The sequence below is a fragment of the Profundibacter sp. genome (assembly GCF_965277155.1).
GTDB lineage: Bacteria > Pseudomonadota > Alphaproteobacteria > Rhodobacterales > Rhodobacteraceae > Profundibacter.
Window position 1 is genome coordinate 1 of sequence record NZ_CBDIBV010000014.1, and the last position, 20,940, is coordinate 20,940.

Annotated in this window: 17 protein-coding genes, 1 tRNA gene and 3 pseudogenes; 13 read left to right on the forward strand and 8 right to left on the reverse strand. The window is 58.3% G+C overall.

All coding sequences use genetic code 11. From position 1 onward, the window contains the following. On the forward strand, positions 1 to 223 hold a 223-nt coding region (locus tag ACQY4M_RS20805; protein WP_428548346.1), incomplete at its 5' end, for a hypothetical protein. A 63-nt stretch (positions 224 to 286) separates the two neighbouring features. On the opposite strand, the gene ACQY4M_RS20810 is transcribed toward ACQY4M_RS20805, so the two are convergent. Beyond that, the gene (locus tag ACQY4M_RS20810) at positions 287 to 1,330 is read right to left on the reverse strand and encodes an IS5 family transposase (RefSeq protein ID WP_428542508.1); all 1,044 of its coding nucleotides are present in this window, start codon (positions 1,328 to 1,330) and stop codon (positions 287 to 289) included. Positions 1,331 to 1,365: 35 nt separating this feature from the next. Here ACQY4M_RS20810 and ACQY4M_RS20815 point away from each other — a divergent pair, with 35 nt between their 5' ends. Continuing rightward, positions 1,366 to 3,291, forward strand: a complete 1,926-nt coding sequence (locus tag ACQY4M_RS20815) for a hypothetical protein (RefSeq protein WP_428548349.1) — start codon at positions 1,366 to 1,368, stop codon at positions 3,289 to 3,291. Here ACQY4M_RS20815 and ACQY4M_RS20820 read toward each other — a convergent pair. Then, a complete protein-coding gene (locus ACQY4M_RS20820; RefSeq protein WP_428539230.1) occupies positions 3,266 to 4,516 on the reverse strand; it encodes an IS256 family transposase in 1,251 nt (416 codons plus the stop codon). The two genes, ACQY4M_RS20815 and ACQY4M_RS20820, sit on opposite strands and share 26 nt — an antisense overlap. A 244-nt stretch (positions 4,517 to 4,760) precedes the next feature. Between ACQY4M_RS20820 and ACQY4M_RS20825 the strand changes: the two genes are divergently transcribed. The 4 genes from ACQY4M_RS20825 to ACQY4M_RS20840 all read left to right on the forward strand — a co-directional run bounded on the left by ACQY4M_RS20825 (position 4,761) and on the right by ACQY4M_RS20840 (position 8,408). After that, complete coding sequence (locus tag ACQY4M_RS20825) at positions 4,761 to 6,113, forward strand: hypothetical protein (protein ID WP_428548352.1); 1,353 nt, start codon at positions 4,761 to 4,763, stop codon at positions 6,111 to 6,113. Next, positions 6,110 to 6,307 carry a hypothetical protein gene (locus ACQY4M_RS20830; protein WP_428548355.1) on the forward strand — a complete coding sequence of 66 codons (198 nt, stop codon included), beginning with the start codon at positions 6,110 to 6,112 and terminating at the stop codon, positions 6,305 to 6,307. The genes ACQY4M_RS20825 and ACQY4M_RS20830 overlap by 4 nt, the downstream gene beginning before the upstream one ends. Positions 6,308 to 6,523: 216 nt before the next feature. Then, positions 6,524 to 7,567: an IS5 family transposase gene (locus ACQY4M_RS20835; protein WP_428539221.1), complete on the forward strand. Its 1,044-nt coding sequence runs from the start codon at positions 6,524 to 6,526 to the stop codon at positions 7,565 to 7,567. An 82-nt stretch (positions 7,568 to 7,649) separates the two neighbouring features. Further along, positions 7,650 to 8,408, forward strand: coding sequence for a DNA adenine methylase (locus tag ACQY4M_RS20840; protein ID WP_428548358.1), 759 nt, complete (start codon positions 7,650 to 7,652; stop codon positions 8,406 to 8,408). Between the two features lie 79 nt (positions 8,409 to 8,487). On the opposite strand, the gene ACQY4M_RS20845 is transcribed toward ACQY4M_RS20840, so the two are convergent. Then, positions 8,488 to 9,531, reverse strand: coding sequence for an IS5 family transposase (locus ACQY4M_RS20845; protein WP_428539227.1), 1,044 nt, complete (start codon positions 9,529 to 9,531; stop codon positions 8,488 to 8,490). Between the two features lie 35 nt (positions 9,532 to 9,566). Here ACQY4M_RS20845 and ACQY4M_RS20850 point away from each other — a divergent pair, with 35 nt between their 5' ends. Further along, positions 9,567 to 9,932 carry a PDZ domain-containing protein gene (locus ACQY4M_RS20850; RefSeq protein WP_428539674.1) on the forward strand — a complete coding sequence of 122 codons (366 nt, stop codon included), beginning with the start codon at positions 9,567 to 9,569 and terminating at the stop codon, positions 9,930 to 9,932. Positions 9,933 to 10,279: 347 nt separating this feature from the next. Then, positions 10,280 to 11,506 carry an IS256 family transposase gene (locus ACQY4M_RS20855; RefSeq protein ID WP_428549028.1) on the forward strand — a complete coding sequence of 409 codons (1,227 nt, stop codon included), beginning with the start codon at positions 10,280 to 10,282 and terminating at the stop codon, positions 11,504 to 11,506. Between the two features lie 66 nt (positions 11,507 to 11,572). Here the strand turns inward: ACQY4M_RS20855 and ACQY4M_RS20860 are convergent. After that, positions 11,573 to 12,553, reverse strand: a pseudogene (locus ACQY4M_RS20860) (bifunctional alpha/beta hydrolase/OsmC family protein); the annotation flags it as partial. A 158-nt stretch (positions 12,554 to 12,711) separates the two neighbouring features. Between ACQY4M_RS20860 and ACQY4M_RS20865 the strand changes: the two are divergent. After that, positions 12,712 to 13,593: an endonuclease/exonuclease/phosphatase family protein gene (locus tag ACQY4M_RS20865; RefSeq protein ID WP_428548361.1), complete on the forward strand. Its 882-nt coding sequence runs from the start codon at positions 12,712 to 12,714 to the stop codon at positions 13,591 to 13,593. 117 nt (positions 13,594 to 13,710) lie between these two features. Continuing rightward, positions 13,711 to 15,189 (forward strand): multicopper oxidase family protein, encoded by a 1,479-nt coding sequence (locus tag ACQY4M_RS20870; RefSeq protein WP_428548364.1) that lies wholly within the window; start codon positions 13,711 to 13,713, stop codon positions 15,187 to 15,189. Between the two features lie 13 nt (positions 15,190 to 15,202). Here ACQY4M_RS20870 and ACQY4M_RS20875 read toward each other — a convergent pair whose 3' ends face one another. Further along, a complete protein-coding gene (locus ACQY4M_RS20875) occupies positions 15,203 to 15,487 on the reverse strand; it encodes a hypothetical protein (RefSeq protein WP_428548367.1) in 285 nt (94 codons plus the stop codon). Positions 15,488 to 15,593: 106 nt separating this feature from the next. Here ACQY4M_RS20875 and ACQY4M_RS20880 point away from each other — a divergent pair, with 106 nt between their 5' ends. Together ACQY4M_RS20880 and ACQY4M_RS20885 are read left to right on the forward strand one after the other, a co-directional pair. Beyond that, positions 15,594 to 16,820 (forward strand): IS256 family transposase, encoded by a 1,227-nt coding sequence (locus ACQY4M_RS20880; protein ID WP_428539582.1) that lies wholly within the window; start codon positions 15,594 to 15,596, stop codon positions 16,818 to 16,820. A 188-nt stretch (positions 16,821 to 17,008) separates the two neighbouring features. Next, positions 17,009 to 17,084 (forward strand) — tRNA-Lys (locus ACQY4M_RS20885). Positions 17,085 to 17,321: 237 nt separating this feature from the next. On the opposite strand, the pseudogene ACQY4M_RS20890 reads toward ACQY4M_RS20885, so the two are convergent. Beyond that, positions 17,322 to 17,567, reverse strand: a pseudogene (locus tag ACQY4M_RS20890) (ATP-binding protein); the annotation flags it as partial. A 58-nt stretch (positions 17,568 to 17,625) separates the two neighbouring features. Here ACQY4M_RS20890 and ACQY4M_RS20895 point away from each other — a divergent pair. Beyond that, positions 17,626 to 18,758, forward strand: a protein-coding gene (locus ACQY4M_RS20895; protein ID WP_428539245.1) for an IS3 family transposase whose coding sequence is annotated in 2 segments (ribosomal slippage) — positions 17,626 to 17,878 and positions 17,878 to 18,758 — 1,134 coding nt in all. Because the reading frame shifts where the segments join, the coding sequence is not laid out codon by codon here. Between the two features lie 130 nt (positions 18,759 to 18,888). Here ACQY4M_RS20895 and ACQY4M_RS20900 read toward each other — a convergent pair. Both ACQY4M_RS20900 and ACQY4M_RS20905 read right to left on the reverse strand, forming a co-directional pair. Continuing rightward, on the reverse strand, positions 18,889 to 20,136 hold the full coding sequence (locus ACQY4M_RS20900) for an IS256 family transposase (protein ID WP_428549032.1): 1,248 nt from the start codon (positions 20,134 to 20,136) through the stop codon (positions 18,889 to 18,891). 4 nt (positions 20,137 to 20,140) lie between these two features. Beyond that, positions 20,141 to 20,801, reverse strand: a pseudogene (locus ACQY4M_RS20905) (IS1595 family transposase). Positions 20,802 to 20,940: the final 139 nt, after the last annotated feature.

The window sequence follows — 20,940 nt, forward strand, 5'->3', positions numbered from 1 at the left end:
ATCAAATCCCTATCCGGTTTCCGACAGTGAAATCGATTGGGATATGCTGGCCCGCTGGCATGAATACTGCACCGCCAAAGGTCTGAAATACGACTATGTGCACCAGTCCGCCGAAACCTTGTCCGACATGCTATTGGGAACCTCTGTAAATTCCCGTTTTCGCCTTCTTCGCGGCGGGGTGGACGGTTTTTCGCCTGTCCCGCCTGATTGCTTCGGATCATAAACCCATTTTCACCGGTTTCAAGCCGGTTTTGGGTATTTCAGGCACACCTCACCCCATGAACCCTTATCCCGGCGCCGCCAGGCCGCATTCGAACTGGACGAAGCGCTTCATGTTGTAGACCAGGTTCATCATCCCGATGCGAAATCGCGCCCGCTTCAGGCCGATGGAGCGGATCAGCTTGCCGCCCATGGAGCGCTCCTGAAAAGCGAATACATGCTCGACCCGGACCCGCACTTTCGAGCGCCTCCGGTTGGCCTTTTGCTGGCGCTCGCCAAGCGGCTTGCCGCGCCTGCCCTTGTGATGGATATGGCTGTGAAGCTCCCGCTCTTCCAGCTCGCTTTCGATCTTTTGCGAGCGATAGGCGCTGTCGGCCCACAGGTCCGATGAGGTGTTGCTCGCATCAATCAGACCGGCAAGCGCCTGGCTGTCATGCACGGCGGCATCGGTGACATCATAAGCGCGGATGAATTTGTGCCGCCGGTCGACATTGATGTGGTTCTTGTAGCCGTAATAGCTCTTGCCGTGCTTCTTCGTCCAGCGCGCATCCACGTCCTTCTGGCGCTTCTTGTGGGGTTTTTCCTCCCACTCTTCAGGCGTTTCGCCCGCCTTGATTTTCTCGTTCTCGTCCCTTTTGTTGTGCTGGCGCGGCGCCGGAACGATGCTCGCATCAACAATCTGCCCGCCCATCGCCAGATAGCCCTTTTCGCGCAGAAAGGCATCGAACTTGTCAAACAGCTCCTTCATCTTCCCGGCCCCGGCCAGCCTTTCACGGTAGGCCCAGATGGTCTTGGCGTCAGGTACGCTGTCTTCAATGCCAAGGCCGAGAAACCGCATGAACGACAGGCGGTCGCGGATCTGATACTCGATCTGATCGTCAGAGAGGTTGTAGAGCTGCTGCAAAACCATCGTCTTGAATATCAGCACCTCATCCCAAGGCGGGCGGCCAGCGTTGGATTTGCGCTGTTCGGGCGGCGTGCGCCATATGGCCTTCAGCTCGTCCCGGTAATCCTCGAACGGCACCATGTCGTTGAGCAACACCAGCGGATCACCAGATTTGTCCAGTCCCGCGTATCGGCTGGAAAGATCAAAAAATCCCATCTGACCCATGACAAAACCCCGTCGGTCGAATCATTTTCATCCTGATGACGATTCTACCCCGTCAGGCCGGATTTTGGGGGATTTTTAGAGGTTCCCTATTGAAAATCTGCGCGGCTGGCCGGGCAACCCCGCGCCATGACGGGTTGCGTTGGGGGGTTGTGGTGGACCGTCCCGACGATCTGATTGTGGACCACATCAATCCGCGCAACAGCACGGATTTTACATGGAGTCGTCCGTATTTTGACCCGCCCCATGCCTTCCGTGTGAAATTCTTTGATGAAACAAACGACTATCAGGATGCTGAACGCATTGTGCCGTGGGTGGGCCACACCGGCGACATCACCCTGACCGAGGCCCTGAACCTGCCGGGCAAGACAGATCCTGACGAAATCTGGATCGAGGCGCGCCGCCGTATGTACGAGCTGATGCACAGGCCGGATGTATTCACCGCAATGCAGGATGGCGCGGTGCGGGTTGCAACGCGCGGCGATACAATCATGGGCAGCTATGATGCGCTGGAACGCAGTCAGGTGGCCGCACGGGTGCTCGAGGTCAGGGATGATCTGGTCGTTCTGGACGAAACTGTCACGATTGAGTCGGACAAAAACTATGCCATCCGGTTCCGGGTGTTCGGGGCTGCGGATACAATCGGTCAGTCCGTTGTGCGCGAGGTAACGGGCGCTGCTGGCGAAACATCCGCGCTGCGCCTGCTGCCCGGACAGAGCGGCCCGCAGGTGGGCGATCTGGTTCATTTCGGGATCAAGACTACCGAAAGCATTGCCCTGAAGATCAAGGGGGTGGAGGCGGGCGAGAATTTCTCCAGCATCCTGAATATGGTTGCGGCCGCGCCTGAAATCGAAGATCTGGCAGATGCGGAAATCCCGCCCTCATGGGACGGTCGTGTTGGCACAACTCTGGTTCCTTCAGCCCCGCCACCAGCCCCCGCCGCCCCGGAATTCCGGACGGTAGCAACAGGGATCGATGGCACGGGCAATGCTGACAATATCCGTGTATTGGTCGGGGTCGCCGCCGGATCAACTGCAACAGTAAAAACCCTGAGAATAGAACACCGGATTGAAGGGGCTTCGGTCTGGACGTCCGTTGATGTGCCTGTGGCTGACGGGGGTGTTCTGATTGAAAGTTATGCCAAAGGCAACACGGTCGAATTGCGTGCCTCGGCTATCGGAGATGACGGGCAGCAAGGCCCGTACACGCCGGTTATATCCGTGATGATCGGTGCGAATGATCCGTTGACCCCGGGCTTTATGCCGATCAGCTCGATTGTCATTCGCGGCAGTATGGGCAGCTCGGCTGTGACAGTAGCGATTGGCACGGTCAATCCGCCTGAACAAATCCAGCTGTTTCGCGCCCCGACCGGCGTTGCTCTGGATCGCGCACTGCATGCGGTTGGCGATCCCTTCCCGGTCAGCCCCGGCACAACGGCGGTTTATATCGACGGAGATGGCACACGGTCAAACCTGTTGGACAATGGCGAGTTTACAACAACAGCCACTTGGGTGGCTGATGCGAACTGGACGGTGACAGATGGTCATGCGGTTCACTTTACCGGTGCGGCCGATAGTCTGCATCAACCCGTCAATGTGGCAGCCGGGGAATATTACCGGATTGCGCTTACAGTTTCGGGGCGCACAGCAGGAACCGTGACACCACGGCTGTCCGGTGGATCGGTTGTCGATGGCAATGCTGTTGCTGCGAACGGTCTGGCGCTTGATCGGATTCAGGCAGTCACGGGCAATACCACGTTCGAGCTGGTCGCCTCATCCGATTTTGACGGCTCTGTCGATGATGTGGTGCTCTTCATGGAAACACCAGTCTGCATCGATTCAGGAATTTATGATTACTACTTGGAACCGCAAACCCTTGGGGGCTTATCCCAAGTGCTGCCCGGGCCAGAGCTATGCCCAAAAGTTGGTGACGCAGTAATCAGGCGGCATGTTTTTCCTGCTTGATCCCGTCCTTAAATTCAACCCCTTCGATGATTTCCGGCAATCGGAATGCGCCGTCGAGTTTACGCCATTTCTTCTTTGCCGACATCATCAGGCGGAAGGTCATTGCCAAGGCGGTCTTGCGCCCGAGGCAGCCTTTGGTCTTCTTCGTTCGGTGCCGCACGGTGGCAAATATGCTTTCGATGGGGTTGGATGTGCGGATGTGTTTCCAGTGCTCGGCAGGGAAGTCGTAGAAGGTCAGCAGCACGTCCCGGTCCTTGGTCAGCTTCCCCACGGCACGCTCGTATTTCACGCCATAGGCTTCGATGAAGAAATTGAACGCGGCCTCGGCGTCCCGTTTGTTCTCGGCCATCCAGATGTCCTGTAGATGGCCCTTGGCTTTGGCTTGCAGCGACTTCGGCATGGCATTCAGGACGTTGCCGGTTTTATGCACCCAGCAGCGCTGCTCCCGGGTCTCACCGAACACCTCCCGCAAGGCGTTCCAGAAGCCGAGCGCGCCATCACCAACGGCCAGATCAGGGGCTTTTCTGAGGCCACGACGTTGCAAGTCCAGCAGCAGTTCACGCCAGCTCTGGCTGCTTTCTCGATACCCGTCCACGAGGCCCAGAACATCCTTGTTACCCCACTCGTCCGCGCCGATGATCACCAGCATGCATTGCTTGTCAGCATCCGTGCGCGGCTTGAAATAAACCCCGTCGGCCCAGAAATACACATAGCGTTTGGCCGACAGGTCACGCCGGTTCCAACGCTCGTATTCTGCCCACCACTCCGCCTTCAGGCGCGAAATCGTGCTCGATGTCAAACCACCCGCATCAGGCCCCAGAAGGGCCGCCAGTGCTTCGCCGAAATCACCCGTGGAAATACCTTTGAGATAGAGCCAGGGCAACAACTCCTCGACCGACTTTGCCCGGCGCAGATACGGCGGCAGAAGCGTCGAGGTGAACCTGATCTTCTCCGCCCCCGTGCCACGATCACGCACCCGAGGCACATTCACCGGGACAGGGCCGATCCCCGTCATCACCTCGCGCTCCGGCAGGTATCCGTGGCGAACAAGGCGCTGGCGACCGGCCGAATCCCTCAAATGCGCGTGTTGCGCCATCAGATCACAAACCTCGGCCTCGACCGCCTGTGCCAACAGATCCCGCGCGCCTTTGCGCAAGATATCCGTCAGCGGATCAGGTGAAATTCCGGCTGGATCGGTAAACTCCAAAATAGTATCGTCTTCCATGTGGCATATCCTTTTCTCTCTGAGAATCGCGGCGCGTCAACACCGCCATGATATGCCACCCAATCACCCCATCACCAACTTTCGGGCATTACTCCCCGGGCCATTATCGGGGCCTATAACCACACAGATAAAATAGGGTGTTCATACTATGGCACAAAACGGCGTAAAAACAACAGACCTGCCCAGCTTATCCGCATTCGATACGCTGGTCGGGAATGATTCAGGCAGCACCGGGCTTGTCCCTGTGACCGAAGTCGCCGCCACCCTTTATCCGTCCGGTTACGGGGACACCCACATTCACGGCTGCTGTTTTGATAAATGGTCCGATCTGTTTTTTGTGATCGAAGGTCATACAGCCAACATGGGGATTTACTGGAACGCGGACCCGTTCACAGATCCTGCGGGCTGGACCCGTATTGAAAAAGGCCCCCTTGGCGCTGTGCGCAGCGAAGGCCAGCCGACCTGTATCGTCCCCACCGACAACGGCATCGTATTGGCGTCCGACGCCCCCGAGCAGGGTATCTGGGCTATCCAGCGCGGGGCCACACCAGCGGATATGCAGGTGCACTGGATTTGGGAATGGCCGGGCGGGCGCGGCGGCACACTCGGCTTTGGTCTGTGCCATGCGCGCGACCCCGAGACCGGCATTGTATATCTCGGTTACAAGCACAACCCCGTGCCTGACAGCTATAACCCGCTGGCGATATTTGCCTCCGACGGGTTTTCCGGTGGACAGGTCTGGGCTGGCGGGCCCTCAACAGTGCCGACCACCGGAAACACAAATGATGTTTCTCGCATCGCAGTAACCCCGTGGGGCACAATCGAAGCCGAGGTCGGCGCAGGTGCGGAAGTTGGCGCAAAGCGGATTTCCGGACGCATTACACCGAATACAGGCTGGTCTGTCAGCTATGATCAGGGTGGAGTTTTGGGTGGTTCGCGCGAAGGCACGATTGGGAACGAACGGGCAATGGCGGCAGGGGAAGGCTCGCTTGCCTCGGCAAACGGGGCGACGGCTGTCGGACCCGCCGCCAAGGCCCAGCATCCAGCCTCTACTGCCGTCGGGTCATCCGCAAAGACGGTCGGCTCGAATGCAACGGCCATCGGTAAGTTGTCCCAAGCGGGGACTTCCTCTTTTGCCGGTGGATACCTGACCAAGGCAGGGTCGAACAGTGTTCTGGTAAGCTCCAACATTGACCTCTCGGCCAAATCCGGCGTGACAGGGATCGGTGCCAATCTGGTTATGACAATGGATAACATCGTCGGCATCGGCGCGTCTGTGAATGTTACGGCTGCATGGGGCGTTTGCGTCGGTACTTTTTCCAAGTCAACGGCTCTGGCGGGGACTGTTCTGGGGCACGGGTCGGAAGCAAACCATGCCTATTCGACGGTTATTGGCAAAGGCGTAATATCGACCGCCGCCTACCAGATAAAACTCGGCGAACAGCACCTGCAGATGTCACCTCCCACATCCGCCCCGGGCACCCCGCCTGCTGGCAGCTTTAACGTCTGGTCCCATGATCTGGGCAGCGGCGCTGGCGAACTGCGGTTCAAGGGCAGTGACGGAATTGAATATAAAATCACAATGACGGCAGTATGATGGATATCCAACCAACACCACAGGACTATATCGAAGCCTTGGTCCAGCAGCGCGATGATCTGGCAAACAGGCTGGCCAACGCAATTGCGGCCAATACAGCCCTGCAACGCGGCCTGTCCGAACTGCAGGATGCGTTGGCCGAGGCTCGCGCCGCGCAAAAGCCCCCCAAGCCCAAGAAAACCAAGGCCTCATAGCAGGAGGCCAAAGGGTGCTAGACACACCCTCCGACACGGGGCCAAACCTCTCACAGCCGACCCCAATAAGATCAAGGTCGCTCCTGTCCCTCGAGGGAGCGCCAATCTAGAAACGATTCGGTTAATTATGTCTACACAAAGACCTCTGCATAACATCGGGATTCCCCCGGGTTGGCCGTTTTGGTAAGCTAGCCGGGAAATCTCTGGGGTGAATAGATGGACCTTTTCCTGCACGAAGCGGCGGCACGGATCGGCGCGGATGACGTTCTGTCGAAGATCGACGCGCTGATGGATTGGAACTCGTTTTTGCCGATCCTGCGGCGCGGTCTGGGGCGCTCGGGGATCGGGCCTCAGGGCTATGATCCGCTGGTTCTGTTCAAGTGTCTTCTGGTTGGCCAGTGGCACGGGCTGAGCGACCCGAAGCTGGAGCGGGCCTTGAAGGTGCGGCTGGATTTCATGCTGTTCTGCGGGCTCGATCTGCACGCGTCGGTGCCGGATGAGACGACCCACTGCCGGTTCCGCAATGCGCTGGTCCGGGGTGGCGTTTACGATGAGCTGCTGGCCGAGGTCTGCCGCCAGATCGAGGCGCATGGGCTGAAGCTGAAAGAGGCTGAGGCGGCGATCATTGATGCGACCCTGATCGCGGCGGCGGCGCGCCCGCGCACCCATATCGACGCCCCGCAGGACCGGGCAGAGGACGGGGCAAGGGAAGGGACGCCGGATGATCCGCCCGAGGTCTCACCCGACGGGGCACAGCTGCATTTCAGCGCCGACCCTGATGCCCGCTGGGTCAAGAAGGGCCGCAAGAGCACGCTCGGCTACAAGGGCTTTGCCCGCTGCGACGAAGAGGGCTTTATCGACAAGGTGCACACCACGCCCGCCAATGCCGCCGAAAGCCCCGAATTCGCCACCATGATCGCGGGCGCAAAGGCGCAGCGGGTGCTGGCCGACAAGGCCTATGCGAGCAAGGCCAACCGCCAGATGCTGCGCGGCAAATACCGCGACGGCATCCTGCGCAAGGCAGCGCGCGGCCGCCCCCTGCGGCAATCGGAGAAACGCTTCAACCGGCTGATTTCGAAACGCCGCTTCCGCATCGAGCAGACTTTCGGCACGATGAAACGCCTCTTCGGCCTGCAGCGGGCGAGATATTTCGGGCGCGCCAGGGTGCATGCCCAGATGGTCATGGCCGCCATCGCGCAAAACCTGCTCAAGGCCGCAAACAGGATCACCCTCAACCCGCAAACCCCCGCAATCGCATAGCCCCAAACCCCGCCACCCGTCTGTCCGCCGGACCCGCAGGGGCGCAAGGTGGGCGGCCGAAATCTTGCTTCAACCGAAAGCCATGGCCTCATGCAGAGGTCTTACACATTCCATTCCCAAAACCGCCCCTGTCGCCCCGTATCTGGGCGGCAAGCGCAATCTTGCCAAGCGCATTTGCGCCCTGATCGACGCAGATGGCCACCGCACCTATGCCGAACCGTTTGTCGGCATGGGCGGTATTTTCCTGCGGCGCACCCGTCAGCCACGCGCCGAGGTCATCAATGATTACAGCCGGGACGTGGCCAATCTGTTCCGGATTCTGCAACGTCACTACCCGCAGTTTCTGGATCACCTGCGCTTTCAGCTGACCACCCGCGTCGAGTTCCAGCGCCTGCTCGATACCGATCCCGCCACCCTGACCGACATGGAGCGTGCCGCGCGTTTCCTTTATCTCCAGCGCACAGCCTTTGGCGGCAAAGTGTCGGGGCGCAATTTCGGCGTGTCCAAGGATCGCCCGGCACGGTTTAACCTGACCACGCTGGAACCAATGCTCGAGGATCTGCACAGCCGCCTGTCTGGCGTGGTGATCGAGTGTCTGGACTTCGGCGACTTCATCCCCCGTTACGACAGTCGCAAGTCGTTGTTCTATCTGGACCCGCCATACTGGGGCTGCGAGAACGATTACGGCAAAGAGGTGTTCACCCGTGCCGATTTCACCCGTCTTGCGGACGTTTTATCGGTTATTAAAGGCCGCTTCATAATGTCTTTAGGGAACCTCTGTAAATTCCCGTTTTCGCCTTCTTCGCGGCGGGGTGGACGGTTTTTCGCCTGTCCCGCCTGATTGCTTCGGATCATAAACCCATTTTCACCGGTTTCAAGCCGGTTTTGGGTATTTCAGGCACACCTCACCCCATGAACCCTTATCCCGGCGCCGCCAGGCCGCATTCGAACTGGACGAAGCGCTTCATGTTGTAGACCAGGTTCATCATCCCGATGCGAAATCGCGCCCGCTTCAGGCCGATGGAGCGGATCAGCTTGCCGCCCATGGAGCGCTCCTGAAAAGCGAATACATGCTCGACCCGGACCCGCACTTTCGAGCGCCTCCGGTTGGCCTTTTGCTGGCGCTCGCCAAGCGGCTTGCCGCGCCTGCCCTTGTGATGGATATGGCTGTGAAGCCCCCGCTCTTCCAGCTCGCTTTCGATCTTTTGCGAGCGATAGGCGCTGTCGGCCCACAGGTCCGATGAGGTGTTGCTCGCATCAATCAGACCGGCAAGCGCCTGGCTGTCATGCACGGCGGCATCGGTGACATCATAAGCGCGGATGAATTTGTGCCGCCGGTCGACATTGATGTGGTTCTTGTAGCCGTAATAGCTCTTGCCGTGCTTCTTCGTCCAGCGCGCATCCACGTCCTTCTGGCGCTTCTTGTGGGGTTTTTCCTCCCACTCTTCAGGCGTTTCGCCCGCCTTGATTTTCTCGTTCTCGTCCCTTTTGTTGTGCTGGCGCGGCGCCGGAACGATGCTCGCATCAACAATCTGCCCGCCCATCGCCAGATAGCCCTTTTCGCGCAGAAAGGCATCGAACTTGTCAAACAGCTCCTTCATCTTCCCGGCCCCGGCCAGCCTTTCACGGTAGGCCCAGATGGTCTTGGCGTCAGGTACGCTGTCTTCAATGCCAAGGCCGAGAAACCGCATGAACGACAGGCGGTCGCGGATCTGATACTCGATCTGATCGTCAGAGAGGTTGTAGAGCTGCTGCAAAACCATCGTCTTGAATATCAGCACCTCATCCCAAGGCGGGCGGCCAGCGTTGGATTTGCGCTGTTCGGGCGGCGTGCGCCATATGGCCTTCAGCTCGTCCCGGTAATCCTCGAACGGCACCATGTCGTTGAGCAACACCAGCGGATCACCAGATTTGTCCAGTCCCGCGTATCGGCTGGAAAGATCAAAAAATCCCATCTGACCCATGACAAAACCCCGTCGGTCGAATCATTTTCATCCTGATGACGATTCTACCCCGTCAGGCCGGATTTTGGGGGATTTTTAGAGGTTCCCAGAAGGCTTTTTTCCAAAACACCAACACGGACGTGGTTAATGATGGTTTCACAGATACGTTCGGGTTCACGCCGTATTGGACAGCAGATCATGGACTTACCATTTCCGCAATTACGGCCAAAACACCGGCAAGTTCTGCCGGTCTGAAAGTCGGTGATCGGATCCTGTCTTTGGACAGGCGTGATGTCTCAGCCATGAAAGCCGACGGCTTTTGCCAATTGTTACGGCATCCTGTGCTGGATAAACAAAGGTCGTTGACCATCATCTATCAGCGGGCCAATGAAAACCCCAAGAGCATAACGCTCAACAAGTGAAGGAAACCCCGTGCGACAGGCAGAAACCGAGGCCCTGCCCCCTGAAGAACAGGCAGAATACTCCAGGGGCCGCATCGCTCTATGACCAATCCGCACCTTGGTGGCCACACTTATGCTGTCTCTGTCAAAGGGCGTTGCCGAGGCGCAGGAGGGCTATCCGCTGATGAAATCGCTTTTATTGAAGACCACGGCGACTGGTGCTCAATGTCGGTTGGCACAAAGTCGTTCTGGGCCATTCCTGAATGCTGGGTAGTGTCGCGAGTTTGGTGGAAATTCGAGGACGGCGTAATCTCCGGGTGCATCGAAGCCACCCAACCGGCGGCTGGAACCGCCAAGGAGATCACGCCATGACAAAGAATACAGCAACATCGACATCCGCGCTACTGGCCAATGAAGCAGGCTATGACCCGATTGAAGACCGGCTGCGCCAGAACATCCGCGCGACGATCGAGGCGGTTTTCGAAGAGGAGCTGGAGCAGTTTCTGGGCCGTTGCCGGTATGGCCGCAGCGGCGGGGCAAAGGCCGGATACCGCCACGGGCATCGCGAGCGGCAACTGGTCGGAACATTTGGAACCGAAACGGTGCGCGTGCCGCGTGCGCGGATCACAGGCGAGGCCGGCAAGGCCAGAGAATGGCGCTCGAAGGCATTGCCCCGCTACCAGCGGCTGACGAAGAAGGCCGAGGCGCTGATCGCTGCTGTCTACCTTTCGGGCACCAACACACGGCGGGTAAAACGCGCCCTGTTCGGCCTGTTTCAGGGGGCGGTCAGCAAGGATGTGGTGAGCCGCGCCTGGCGCAAGGTGAAGGTGGACTGGCAGGCGTGGTGCGCCCGCAGCCTTGCGGATGAAGACATCGTGCGGCTGATCCTGGACGGCACCGTGATCAAAACGCGGATTGACAGGAAGGCCACCAATATCTCGGTTCTGGCCGCGATTGGCGTGCGCCGGGATGGGCAGAAGGTCTTGTTATCACTGATGAACATGGGCGGCGAAAGCACCTCCGCCTGGCGTCAGTTCATCAACGATCTGGATGCGCGCGGGTTGAAACGGTCCGAATTTGTCATCGTGGACGGGGCACCGGGACTTGAGGTCGCTCTCATTGCCCTCTGGGGTGAAGATCTGCCGATCCAGAGGTGCACGGTGCACAAGCACCGCAACCTTCTGGCCAAGGCACCCAAGCGTATGCATGATGAGTTGACAGAAGATTACCGCGACATGATCTACGCCAAAACACCCGAGGAAATCGCCACCCGCCGCAAGGCATTTCTGCGAAAATGGCGGCTGAAATGCAAGGCCGTCGCTGACAGCTTGGAAGAAGCAGGAGATAAGCTTTTCACCTTCACGCGTCTGCCACAAGGCCAGTGGAAATCGGCCAGAACGACAAATGCGATCGAACGCCTGAACGAGGAATTCCGCCGCCGCATCAAGACCCAGACCGTGCTGCCATGCGCCGAGACCGTGCCGATGCTGCTTTGGGCTCTGATGGCCTCGGGGCAGATCGTCATGCGAAAGGTCGATGGCTGGGAAACGCTCGCTCAGCCCGTCGCCGACGCAACCCTTGACCAAGCCGCCTGACCGGCGCATAACTCAACCCGCTCGGAGGTGCCTGAAATCAATTTCCACCACTTTCGAGACACAACCCATGCTGGTGCAGGCCCCCAGACCCGCCGACAGGAACCCGTAAGGCGACATGCCGCGGTTGGTGCCGCCATAGGCCAGTGGCTCGTCCGCCAGCGCGTGGTGCAGCGGGCCGGAGGTGATGTCTTGCAGATATCCATCCGGGTCGGCCTCGCGCACCCGCACCACGCCTTCGGGGGCACCGATGGGCGGGGCTGGCGGGGTCAGCTCCATATAGCGGCTGGCCCAGGCGGCAATCACGCCGGCGGCGTATTCGGCGTCCGCCGCGCGGGTGATCAGGTGGTCGGCATCATCCAGCGTGACAAAGCTTTTGGGGTGTTTCGCGGTCATGAAGATTTCGGCGGCATTGTCAATGCTGACCACGGTGTCGCGCGGGGCGTGCAGCACCAGCAGGGCGCGTTTCAGGTTGGCGATGGCGGGGGCCAGTTCGGATTTCGAGATATCCTCGATGAACTCACGGGCGATCTTGAAGGGGCGGCCACCAAGGCAGACATCGGCCATGCCTTCGGTGCAAATCTCGGAAATGGCGTCTTTGAAATTATGGGTGACATGTTCGGGATCAAAGGGCGCGCCGATGGTGACAACGGCCTTTGCGCAGTTGATCCGGCCAGCGGCCTTCAGCACTGCCGCCCCGCCCAGCGAGTGGCCGATCAGCATATCGACCGGCATGTCGCGTCCGGCCAGATATTCGGCGGCCAGCACCAGATCATCAATGTTGGAGGAAAACGAGGTGTTCTCGAACTCGCCCCCGGAGTGGCCAAGACCGGTGAAATCGAACCTGAGTACCGCAATCCCCATTGCGGCCAGCCGTCCGGCAATGCGGCGTGCGGCGGGAATGTCCTTGGAGCAGGTGAAACAATGGGCAAACAGGGCTGTGCCCAGATGCGGCTCCTTGGGCATATCCAGACGGGCTGCAAGCGTATGTCCGTTGTGGCCGGTGAAGGTGATCTTTTCGGTTTGCTTGGGGACAGTCCCTTGGTCAATTCGTATTTGAATCAAGGATGGGGTGGCAGGGGCGGATGTGCAAGGCATGTGACAGCGGGTCACGCCACAGTGATGTTTTTCGCACAGATTGTGAGGCGTTGACCGCGCTGGCCGGGCTGCCTAAGAACGGGCCGAGTGTGATTTTGTGAAAGCCTTGTATGTTCCTGCGTTTTATTGCCCTGATCTGCCTGTTTGTTCTGGGGGCCAGCCATTTTGGAGCGCTGCACCCGTTGGGGGATTCCCTTGCGGTGTTTCGCGGGGTTTTGACCATTGTCGGCGCAGTGGCCGTGTTGGTGCTGGTATTGCAACGGCGCTGGGTGTTGACCGCATTGGGGGCAGGGTTGGTGCTGTTGTCGGCCTATACGGTGCTGATGCCAAGGTTCACGTTTTCGGCGGCGCTTGATGTGCCCTATGCGCTGTATCAAAAGAATATGTCGTTCCGGATGCCGGACACGGCCATGCTGGCAACGGATATTTTGCAGCAGGCACCGGATTTTGTGACCCTGGAGGAGGTGGACAGGGAAAACCTTGGCCTGTTGGGCGCCCTAAAGTCCGATTATCCCGCACAGGCATTTTGTCCGTTTGCATTTGTTGGCGGGGTGGCTGTGGCTTCGCGCTGGCCCAAAGTGGCGGGCAGCGATGTTTGTTTGCCGGGGCAGGGCATGGTGGCGATGCAGGTGGAAACGCCGGGCGGGCCGCTCTGGCTGGTGGCATTGCATTTGCATTGGCCGTTTCCGCACGGGCAGGCGGCACAGGTGCGAAGGCTGGAACCGGCCCTGAAGGCGCTGGAGGGGCTGGTGGTGTTGGGCGGTGATTTCAATATGGTGCCGTGGTCGCAGACTATGCGGGCCATCACCGCCGCCACCAAAACCCGTCGGGTCGGGGCGCCTAAATACACTTTCCCGCTGTTTGACGGGCTGTATATGTTGCCGATCGACCATGTGCTGGTCAATGCAAATACCCGCCCCGCCGAAACCTGGCGTCGCCCGCAACTGGGGTCGGATCACTTCGGATTGTTGGCGCGGTTCTATCTGCGCTGATACACAGGGATACAATCTTGACGTAGAAGTGAGGCCTGCGCTTCTGTAAACATAGTCCTGCGGGCTATATTCTATGTGCGGGCGGGATGCCTGAAAATATAATGCAAAGGCGATACCATGAGATTTTCCAGACGACAGTTTATCAACTCCGCCGCGGCGGTTATTGCCACACCGGCCCTGATCGGGCGTGCCATTGCGGCCACCGGCGGGCGGGATTTGCCGATCCCCGATGTTCTGGATTTATCTGGCGGCGGTGGCGTGCCCGCACTTGACGCGATGGCGGCGCGCACCGAAATCATGGATGGCGCAAAAAGTGTCACTGTCGGTTACGGACAGGGGTTTCTTGGCCCCGTGATCCGCATGAAACGCGGGGAAACGGCGCGGTTGAACCTTGGCAACCGGATCAAGGAACCGGTGACGGTGCACTGGCACGAGATGCATATTGACGGCGCGCAGGATGGCGGGCCGCACAGCCCTGTTGATACCGGCGGGGTGCTTGAGGCCGCTTTGGATATTGATCAACCTGCCGCAACCCTTTGGTATCACTCGCATATCCACCAACGCACCGGTATTCAGGTTTATTACGGGCTGGCGGGGATGCTGATAATTGATGACCCGGACGCAGCCGACAGCGGCTTGCCGCAGACCTATGGTGTGGATGACATACCACTGGTGGTGCAGGACCGGATTTTTGATCGCGGCGGGCAGATGCTCTATGCGCCGCAGGGACCAACGCGGATGATGGGCTATCGCGGCAGTGAAATTCTGGTGAATGGCGCGATCCGGCCACGGGCCATCGTGCCTGCCGGATTGGTGCGGTTGCGGATCCTGAACGGATCAAACGCGCGGATCTATCATTTCACATTCGAGGACGGGCGCGTGTTTCATCAGGTGGCCAGTGATGGCGGGCTGTTGCCGATGCCCGTTGCCATGAACACCCTGACACTGGCCCCCGCCGAGCGGGTGGAAATTGTAGTGGATTTCAGCGCCGGTGCCACCCGCCTGCTATCGGCCCCCGACACCAATATGGGTATGATGGGCGGTGGCATGATGGGCGGTATGATGCGCGGTGCTTCCCCCGAAGCGGTGGCCGATGGCGGGGTGTTCGAGGTGATGTCCTTTGCCGTTGATAACAGCCGGAAAGCCCCCGTTACGACATTGGCCAAAACGCTGGCCGGCGCGCCGATTCCCGAATTTGGCGAGCCCGTCCGCCATCGCCGTTTTGCCCTGAACATGGGGATGGGCATGGGCATGATGCGCGGTGGTGGATCAATGGCGATCAACGGCAAATCCATGGATATGGCGGTGATCAATCAGGAACTGAAATCGGGCGAGGCCGAGATATGGGAGGTGAGCACCGAGATGATGGCGCACCCGTTCCATGTGCACGGAACCTCGTTTCAGGTGCTGACACTGAACGGGCGCAAGGTGGATTACACCAAAACGGGGCTAAAGGATGTGGTGCTGGTGGATGGCACCGCCGAACTGCTGGTTCAGGTCAACCGCAAGGCGGACGCGAAGCAGCCGTTCATGTTCCATTGTCACATTCTGGAGCACGAGGACATGGGGATGATGGGGCAGTTTACGGTGAGTTGACCGAAAACTCCGGCTATGGCTGTGACGTCTGTACCTGACAAAGTGCTGTTCCGGCCCACACCCGTATCGCCCGCCAATCGCGGTAATCCCCTTCGGGAACGCGCAGAAAGGCAAAGATAAGACGGGCCAGTAGGCGTGTGCGGCGGGGCATCTTGCCATAGTCCAGCACACCTGCGAAACGGCCAATATCGGCGGCACGGATGTTAGGCAGGGTGGCGGCGATGCTGTCGGCATAACGGGCGGCCTGTTGCAATGCCTTGGGGGATTTGTGCGACAGGGTAAGGCAGGTCAGGAACATCGCAAGAGGTAGTGTCGCGAGTTTGGTGGAAATTCGAGGACGGCGTAATCTCCGGGTGCATCGAAGCCACCCAACCGGCGGCTGGAACCGCCAAGGAGATCACGCCATGACAAAGAATACAGCAACATCGACATCCGCGCTACTGGCCAATGAAGCAGGCTATGACCCGATTGAAGACCGGCTGCGCCAGAACATCCGCGCGACGATCGAGGCGGTTTTCGAAGAGGAGCTGGAGCAGTTTCTGGGCCGTTGCCGGTATGGCCGCAGCGGCGGGGCAAAGGCCGGATACCGCCACGGGCATCGCGAGCGGCAACTGGTCGGAACATTTGGAACCGAAACGGTGCGCGTGCCGCGTGCGCGGATCACAGGCGAGGCCGGCAAGGCCAGAGAATGGCGCTCGAAGGCATTGCCCCGCTACCAGCGGCTGACGAAGAAGGCCGAGGCGCTGATCGCTGCTGTCTACCTTTCGGGCACCAACACACGGCGGGTAAAACGCGCCCTGTTCGGCCTGTTTCAGGGGGCGGTCAGCAAGGATGTGGTGAGCCGCGCCTGGCGCAAGGTGAAGGTGGACTGGCAGGCGTGGTGCGCCCGCAGCCTTGCGGATGAAGACATCGTGCGGCTGATCCTGGACGGCACCGTGATCAAAACGCGGATTGACAGGAAGGCCACCAATATCTCGGTTCTGGCCGCGATTGGCGTGCGCCGGGATGGGCAGAAGGTCTTGTTATCACTGATGAACATGGGCGGCGAAAGCACCTCCGCCTGGCGTCAGTTCATCAACGATCTGGATGCGCGCGGGTTGAAACGGCCCGAATTTGTCATCGTGGACGGGGCACCGGGACTTGAGGTCGCTCTCATTGCCCTCTGGGGTGAAGATCTGCCGATCCAGAGGTGCACGGTGCACAAGCACCGCAACCTTCTGGCCAAGGCACCCAAGCGTATGCATGATGAGTTGACAGAAGATTACCGCGACATGATCTACGCCAAAACACCCGAGGAAATCGCCACCCGCCGCAAGGCATTTCTGCGAAAATGGCGGCTGAAATGCAAGGCCGTCGCTGACAGCTTGGAAGAAGCAGGAGATAAGCTTTTCACCTTCACGCGTCTGCCACAAGGCCAGTGGAAATCGGCCAGAACGACAAATGCGATCGAACGCCTGAACGAGGAATTCCGCCGCCGCATCAAGACCCAGACCGTGCTGCCATGCGCCGAGACCGTGCCGATGCTGCTTTGGGCTCTGATGGCCTCGGGGCAGATCGTCATGCGAAAGGTCGATGGCTGGGAAACGCTCGCTCAGCCCGTCGCCGACGCAACCCTTGACCAAGCCGCCTGACCGGCGCATAACTCAACCCGCTCGGAGGTGCCTGAAATCAATTTCCACCACTTTCGAGACACAACCCATTTCACATCACTGGCAGTCCGTTCCAACAGGCAAAACGGAAATTTCTGCATTCGGGGTCTAAAAACTCGAAATCAGGGGTTGACCCCACCGCGCCACCTACCTAATTAAGCGCCTTGTGTGGGCCGGTAGCTCAGTTGGTAGAGCAACTGACTTTTAATCAGTAGGTCCCGGGTTCGGATCCCGGCCGGCTCACCATTTTATCCTTTGAAAGTGACGAATGACACGTGATAGTTCCTTTACGACAGGTTTCCCCTTTTTTGTGTCAACGGCGGAATAAAACCCGGTCAAAGGGCGGCGAAAATCAGGCCACTTTAGGGCTGATCCTGTAAGGCCCGTTTTCATCTGATCGCAGTGGTTTGAGGTTGTCGCGCCTTGGTGCGTGCGGCCTCCAAATAGCAAGCACGTGCCAAGGTGCATTGGCCGTCAGGCCAATTATTGCACGCGGCGTTTTGCCCGGCTTTGGTTGAGACGATAGCTTTCGCCGTTCATTTCCAGGATGTTGACGTGGTGGGTCAACCGGTCGAGCAGTGCGCCGGTCAGGCGTTCCGCGCCAAATGTTTCTGTCCATTCTTCGAAGGGCAGACTGCTGGCGATTAGTGTCGAGCCTTGCTCATAGCCTTGCTCATAGCGTTGCGATATCAGCTCGAACAGCAGTTCTGCGCCGGTTTTGAGAGGTGGTCGCGGAAATTCGGACCAGTTGTTAAGGTGGATCGACTTATGAGAAAGACGATTCAAAATGACGAAACGAAAGAACCATTCTCCCGAATTCAAAGCCCGCGTTGCGCTTGAAGCAATCCGCGAGGAAATGACGATGGCGGAGCTGTCGAAGAAGTATGGTGTGCATCCAACCCAGATTGGCACATGGAAACGAGCAGCGATTGAAAACATGGCCACGGCATTTTCCAGACGGGGCCGTGATCCTGATCGGGTTGATGAAGCCCAGATTGAGAAGCTGCACTCCAAGATTGGTCAGCTGGTCGTGGAACGGGATTTTTTAGCCAACGCCTCGCAACAGTTGCTCGGGAAGCGAGGCAAAAAATGGTGAGCCGTGAGCATGATCTGAGTGTGCGACGACAATGCGGGCTACTTTCTCTGGCGCGCTCGAACCTGTATTACCAGCCAAAAGGCGAAAGTGCTGAAAATTTGCGGTTCATGACAATAATCGACAAGCAATTCTTGCAGACGCCGTGGTATGGATCACGGCAAATGGCCCGGCACATGCAGCGCCAAGGTTACAAGTGTGGTCGCCACAGGGTCCGCCGTTTGATGCGGCTGATGCGGTTGGTTCCGATCTACCAGACGCCCAACACGAGCAAGAAACATCCGCAGCATAAGATCTACCCGTATCTGCTGCGAGACCTGACGATTGATCGTCCAAACCATGTGTGGTGCGTAGATATCACCTACATTCCGATGCAGCGCGGGTTCCTCTATTTGGTCGCGATCATGGACTGGCACAGCCGCAAGGTTTTGAGCTGGAGATTGTCAAACAGCATGGAGGCAGATTTTTGCGTTGAAGCCCTGAAAGAGGCTATGGCCAAATACGGCAAGCCCGATATCATGAACAGCGACCAGGGCAGCCAGTTCACCGGGTTTGAATGGACGCAGGCGCTGAAAGAAGCCGACGTGAAAATCTCGATGGATGGCAAAGGTCGCTGGGTCGATAACCGGATGATCGAGCGGCTTTGGCGATCCTTGAAATACGAATGCATTTACCTCAACGCATTTGAAACGGGTTCGCAGACCCGCGCCGGGATCGGGAAATGGTTGGCTTACTACAACACCGAGCGCCCGCATTCCACCCACGGAATATTGACCCCGGATGAAGCCTATGACAGAAAAACAAAACCAATGAGTTTGGCAGCCTAAATGAAACCCTGATCCATCTTAAACTGGCTGCTGACTGGTCAAAAAAGTGGGACCACCTCTTTGCTCAGGGGCACAAATCCCAACTTGTCCACTGCCCGGGAGCTATGCCCATAAGTTGGTGACGCAGTAATCAGGCGGCATGTTTTTCCTGCTTGATCCCGTCCTTAAATTCAACCCCTTCGATGATTTCCGGCAATCGGAATGCGCCGTCGAGTTTACGCCATTTCTTCTTTGCCGACATCATCAGGCGGAAGGTCATTGCCAAGGCGGTCTTGCGCCCGAGGCAGCCTTTGGTCTTCTTCGTTCGGTGCCGCACGGTGGCAAATATGCTTTCGATGGGGTTGGATGTGCGGATGTGTTTCCAGTGCTCGGCAGGGAAGTCGTAGAAGGTCAGCAGCACGTCCCGGTCCTTGGTCAGCTTCCCCACGGCACGCTCGTATTTCACGCCATAGGCTTCGATGAAGAAATTGAACGCGGCCTCGGCGTCCCGTTTGTTCTCGGCCATCCAGATGTCCTGTAGATGGCCCTTGGCTTTGGCTTGCAGCGACTTCGGCATGGCATTCAGGACGTTGCCGGTTTTATGCACCCAGCAGCGCTGCTCCCGGGTCTCACCGAACACCTCCCGCAAGGCGTTCCAGAAGCCGAGCGCGCCATCACCAACGGCCAGATCAGGGGCTTTTCTGAGGCCACGACGTTGCAAGTCCAGCAGCAGTTCACGCCAGCTCTGGCTGCTTTCTCGATACCCGTCCACGAGGCCCAGAACATCCTTGTTACCCCACTCGTCCGCGCCGATGATCACCAGCATGCATTGCTTGTCAGCATCCGTGCGCGGCTTGAAATAAACCCCGTCGGCCCAGAAATACACATAGCGTTTGGCCGACAGGTCACGCCGGTTCCAACGCTCGTATTCTGCCCACCACTCCGCCTTCAGGCGCGAAATCGTGCTCGATGTCAAACCACCCGCATCAGGCCCCAGAAGGGCCGCCAGTGCTTCGCCGAAATCACCCGTGGAAATACCTTTGAGATAGAGCCAGGGCAACAACTCCTCGACCGACTTTGCCCGGCGCAGATACGGCGGCAGAAGCGTCGAGGTGAACCTGATCTTCTCCGCCCCCGTGCCACGATCACGCACCCGAGGCACATTCACCGGGACAGGGCCGATCCCCGTCATCACCTCGCGCTCCGGCAGGTATCCGTGGCGAACAAGGCGCTGGCGACCGGCCGAATCCCTCAAATGCGCGTGTTGCGCCATCAGATCACAAACCTCGGCCTCGACCGCCTGTGCCAACAGATCCCGCGCGCCTTTGCGCAAGATATCCGTCAGCGGATCAGGTGAAATTCCGGCTGGATCGGTAAACTCCAAAAGGGGCTGACCCAGATAACTACTTCAAGTAACGCTTAACCCATTGTCTTAGCTGCAATAACTGAGCTGAAGGGTCACTGTTGTTGAAACGCCACTCGCATTCCTTCAAATATAGCCCAAATTGGGCCTTGGGGACACCGTTAAATCGGCGCATGTGGCGCTTGGCTTGGTTCCAGAAATTCTCGATGCCATTGATGTGGTTGTGACGGTCTGCAAAGAGCTTGGAATGGTTGATGGATGCGAAAGTGGTGGAAGTCTGACACATCCAGCACATTATAACCGCGCCAACAATCGGAATAGACGATGGAATCCGGCACGACTTTGCGCTCTATGATCGGGATCAGAGTGGCGGATTTGGCGTCCGGGATGATCTTGGTGTAAACCTTCCCACCCCTTTTTAATATACCAAAAACGGGAATTTTACCTGCCGCACCACGCCCGCGTTTACCTTTGCGTTTGCCGCCAAAGTAGCTTTCGTCCACTTCTATTTCTCCGCCGAACATAGCTTGGCTTTCCGCCTCCAGCTCATAGGCGATTATCTCGCGCAGGCGTAGAAAATAAAACGCTGCGGTCTTGCGGTTTACACCACACAAACTGGCTGCTGTTCGTGCTGTCGATCCCGAAACAAAATGCTCCGTAAGACGGTCTTGCTTGTAGTGGCTCAGGCGACTCTTTCTCATGCTTCCCATCATAACCTCTTTTTAGGTTATCTGGGTCAGCCCCCTCCAAAATAGTATCGTCTTCCATGTGGCATATCCTTTTCTCTCTAAGAATAGCGGCGCGTCAACACCGCCATGATATGCCACCCAATCACCCCAT

Coding starts and splice junctions, on each gene's coding strand:
- ACQY4M_RS20810 (WP_428542508.1), bottom strand. CDS start 1,330: ATGGGTCAGATGGGATTTTTTGATCTTTCCAGCCGATACGCGGGACTG.
- ACQY4M_RS20815 (WP_428548349.1), top strand. CDS start 1,366: ATGACGATTCTACCCCGTCAGGCCGGATTTTGGGGGATTTTTAGAGGT.
- ACQY4M_RS20820 (WP_428539230.1), bottom strand. CDS start 4,516: ATGGAAGACGATACTATTTTGGAGTTTACCGATCCAGCCGGAATTTCA.
- ACQY4M_RS20830 (WP_428548355.1), top strand. CDS start 6,110: ATGATGGATATCCAACCAACACCACAGGACTATATCGAAGCCTTGGTC.
- ACQY4M_RS20835 (WP_428539221.1), top strand. CDS start 6,524: ATGGACCTTTTCCTGCACGAAGCGGCGGCACGGATCGGCGCGGATGAC.
- ACQY4M_RS20840 (WP_428548358.1), top strand. CDS start 7,650: ATGGCCTCATGCAGAGGTCTTACACATTCCATTCCCAAAACCGCCCCT.
- ACQY4M_RS20845 (WP_428539227.1), bottom strand. CDS start 9,531: ATGGGTCAGATGGGATTTTTTGATCTTTCCAGCCGATACGCGGGACTG.
- ACQY4M_RS20850 (WP_428539674.1), top strand. CDS start 9,567: ATGACGATTCTACCCCGTCAGGCCGGATTTTGGGGGATTTTTAGAGGT.
- ACQY4M_RS20855 (WP_428549028.1), top strand. CDS start 10,280: ATGACAAAGAATACAGCAACATCGACATCCGCGCTACTGGCCAATGAA.
- ACQY4M_RS20865 (WP_428548361.1), top strand. CDS start 12,712: ATGTTCCTGCGTTTTATTGCCCTGATCTGCCTGTTTGTTCTGGGGGCC.
- ACQY4M_RS20870 (WP_428548364.1), top strand. CDS start 13,711: ATGAGATTTTCCAGACGACAGTTTATCAACTCCGCCGCGGCGGTTATT.
- ACQY4M_RS20875 (WP_428548367.1), bottom strand. CDS start 15,487: ATGTTCCTGACCTGCCTTACCCTGTCGCACAAATCCCCCAAGGCATTG.
- ACQY4M_RS20880 (WP_428539582.1), top strand. CDS start 15,594: ATGACAAAGAATACAGCAACATCGACATCCGCGCTACTGGCCAATGAA.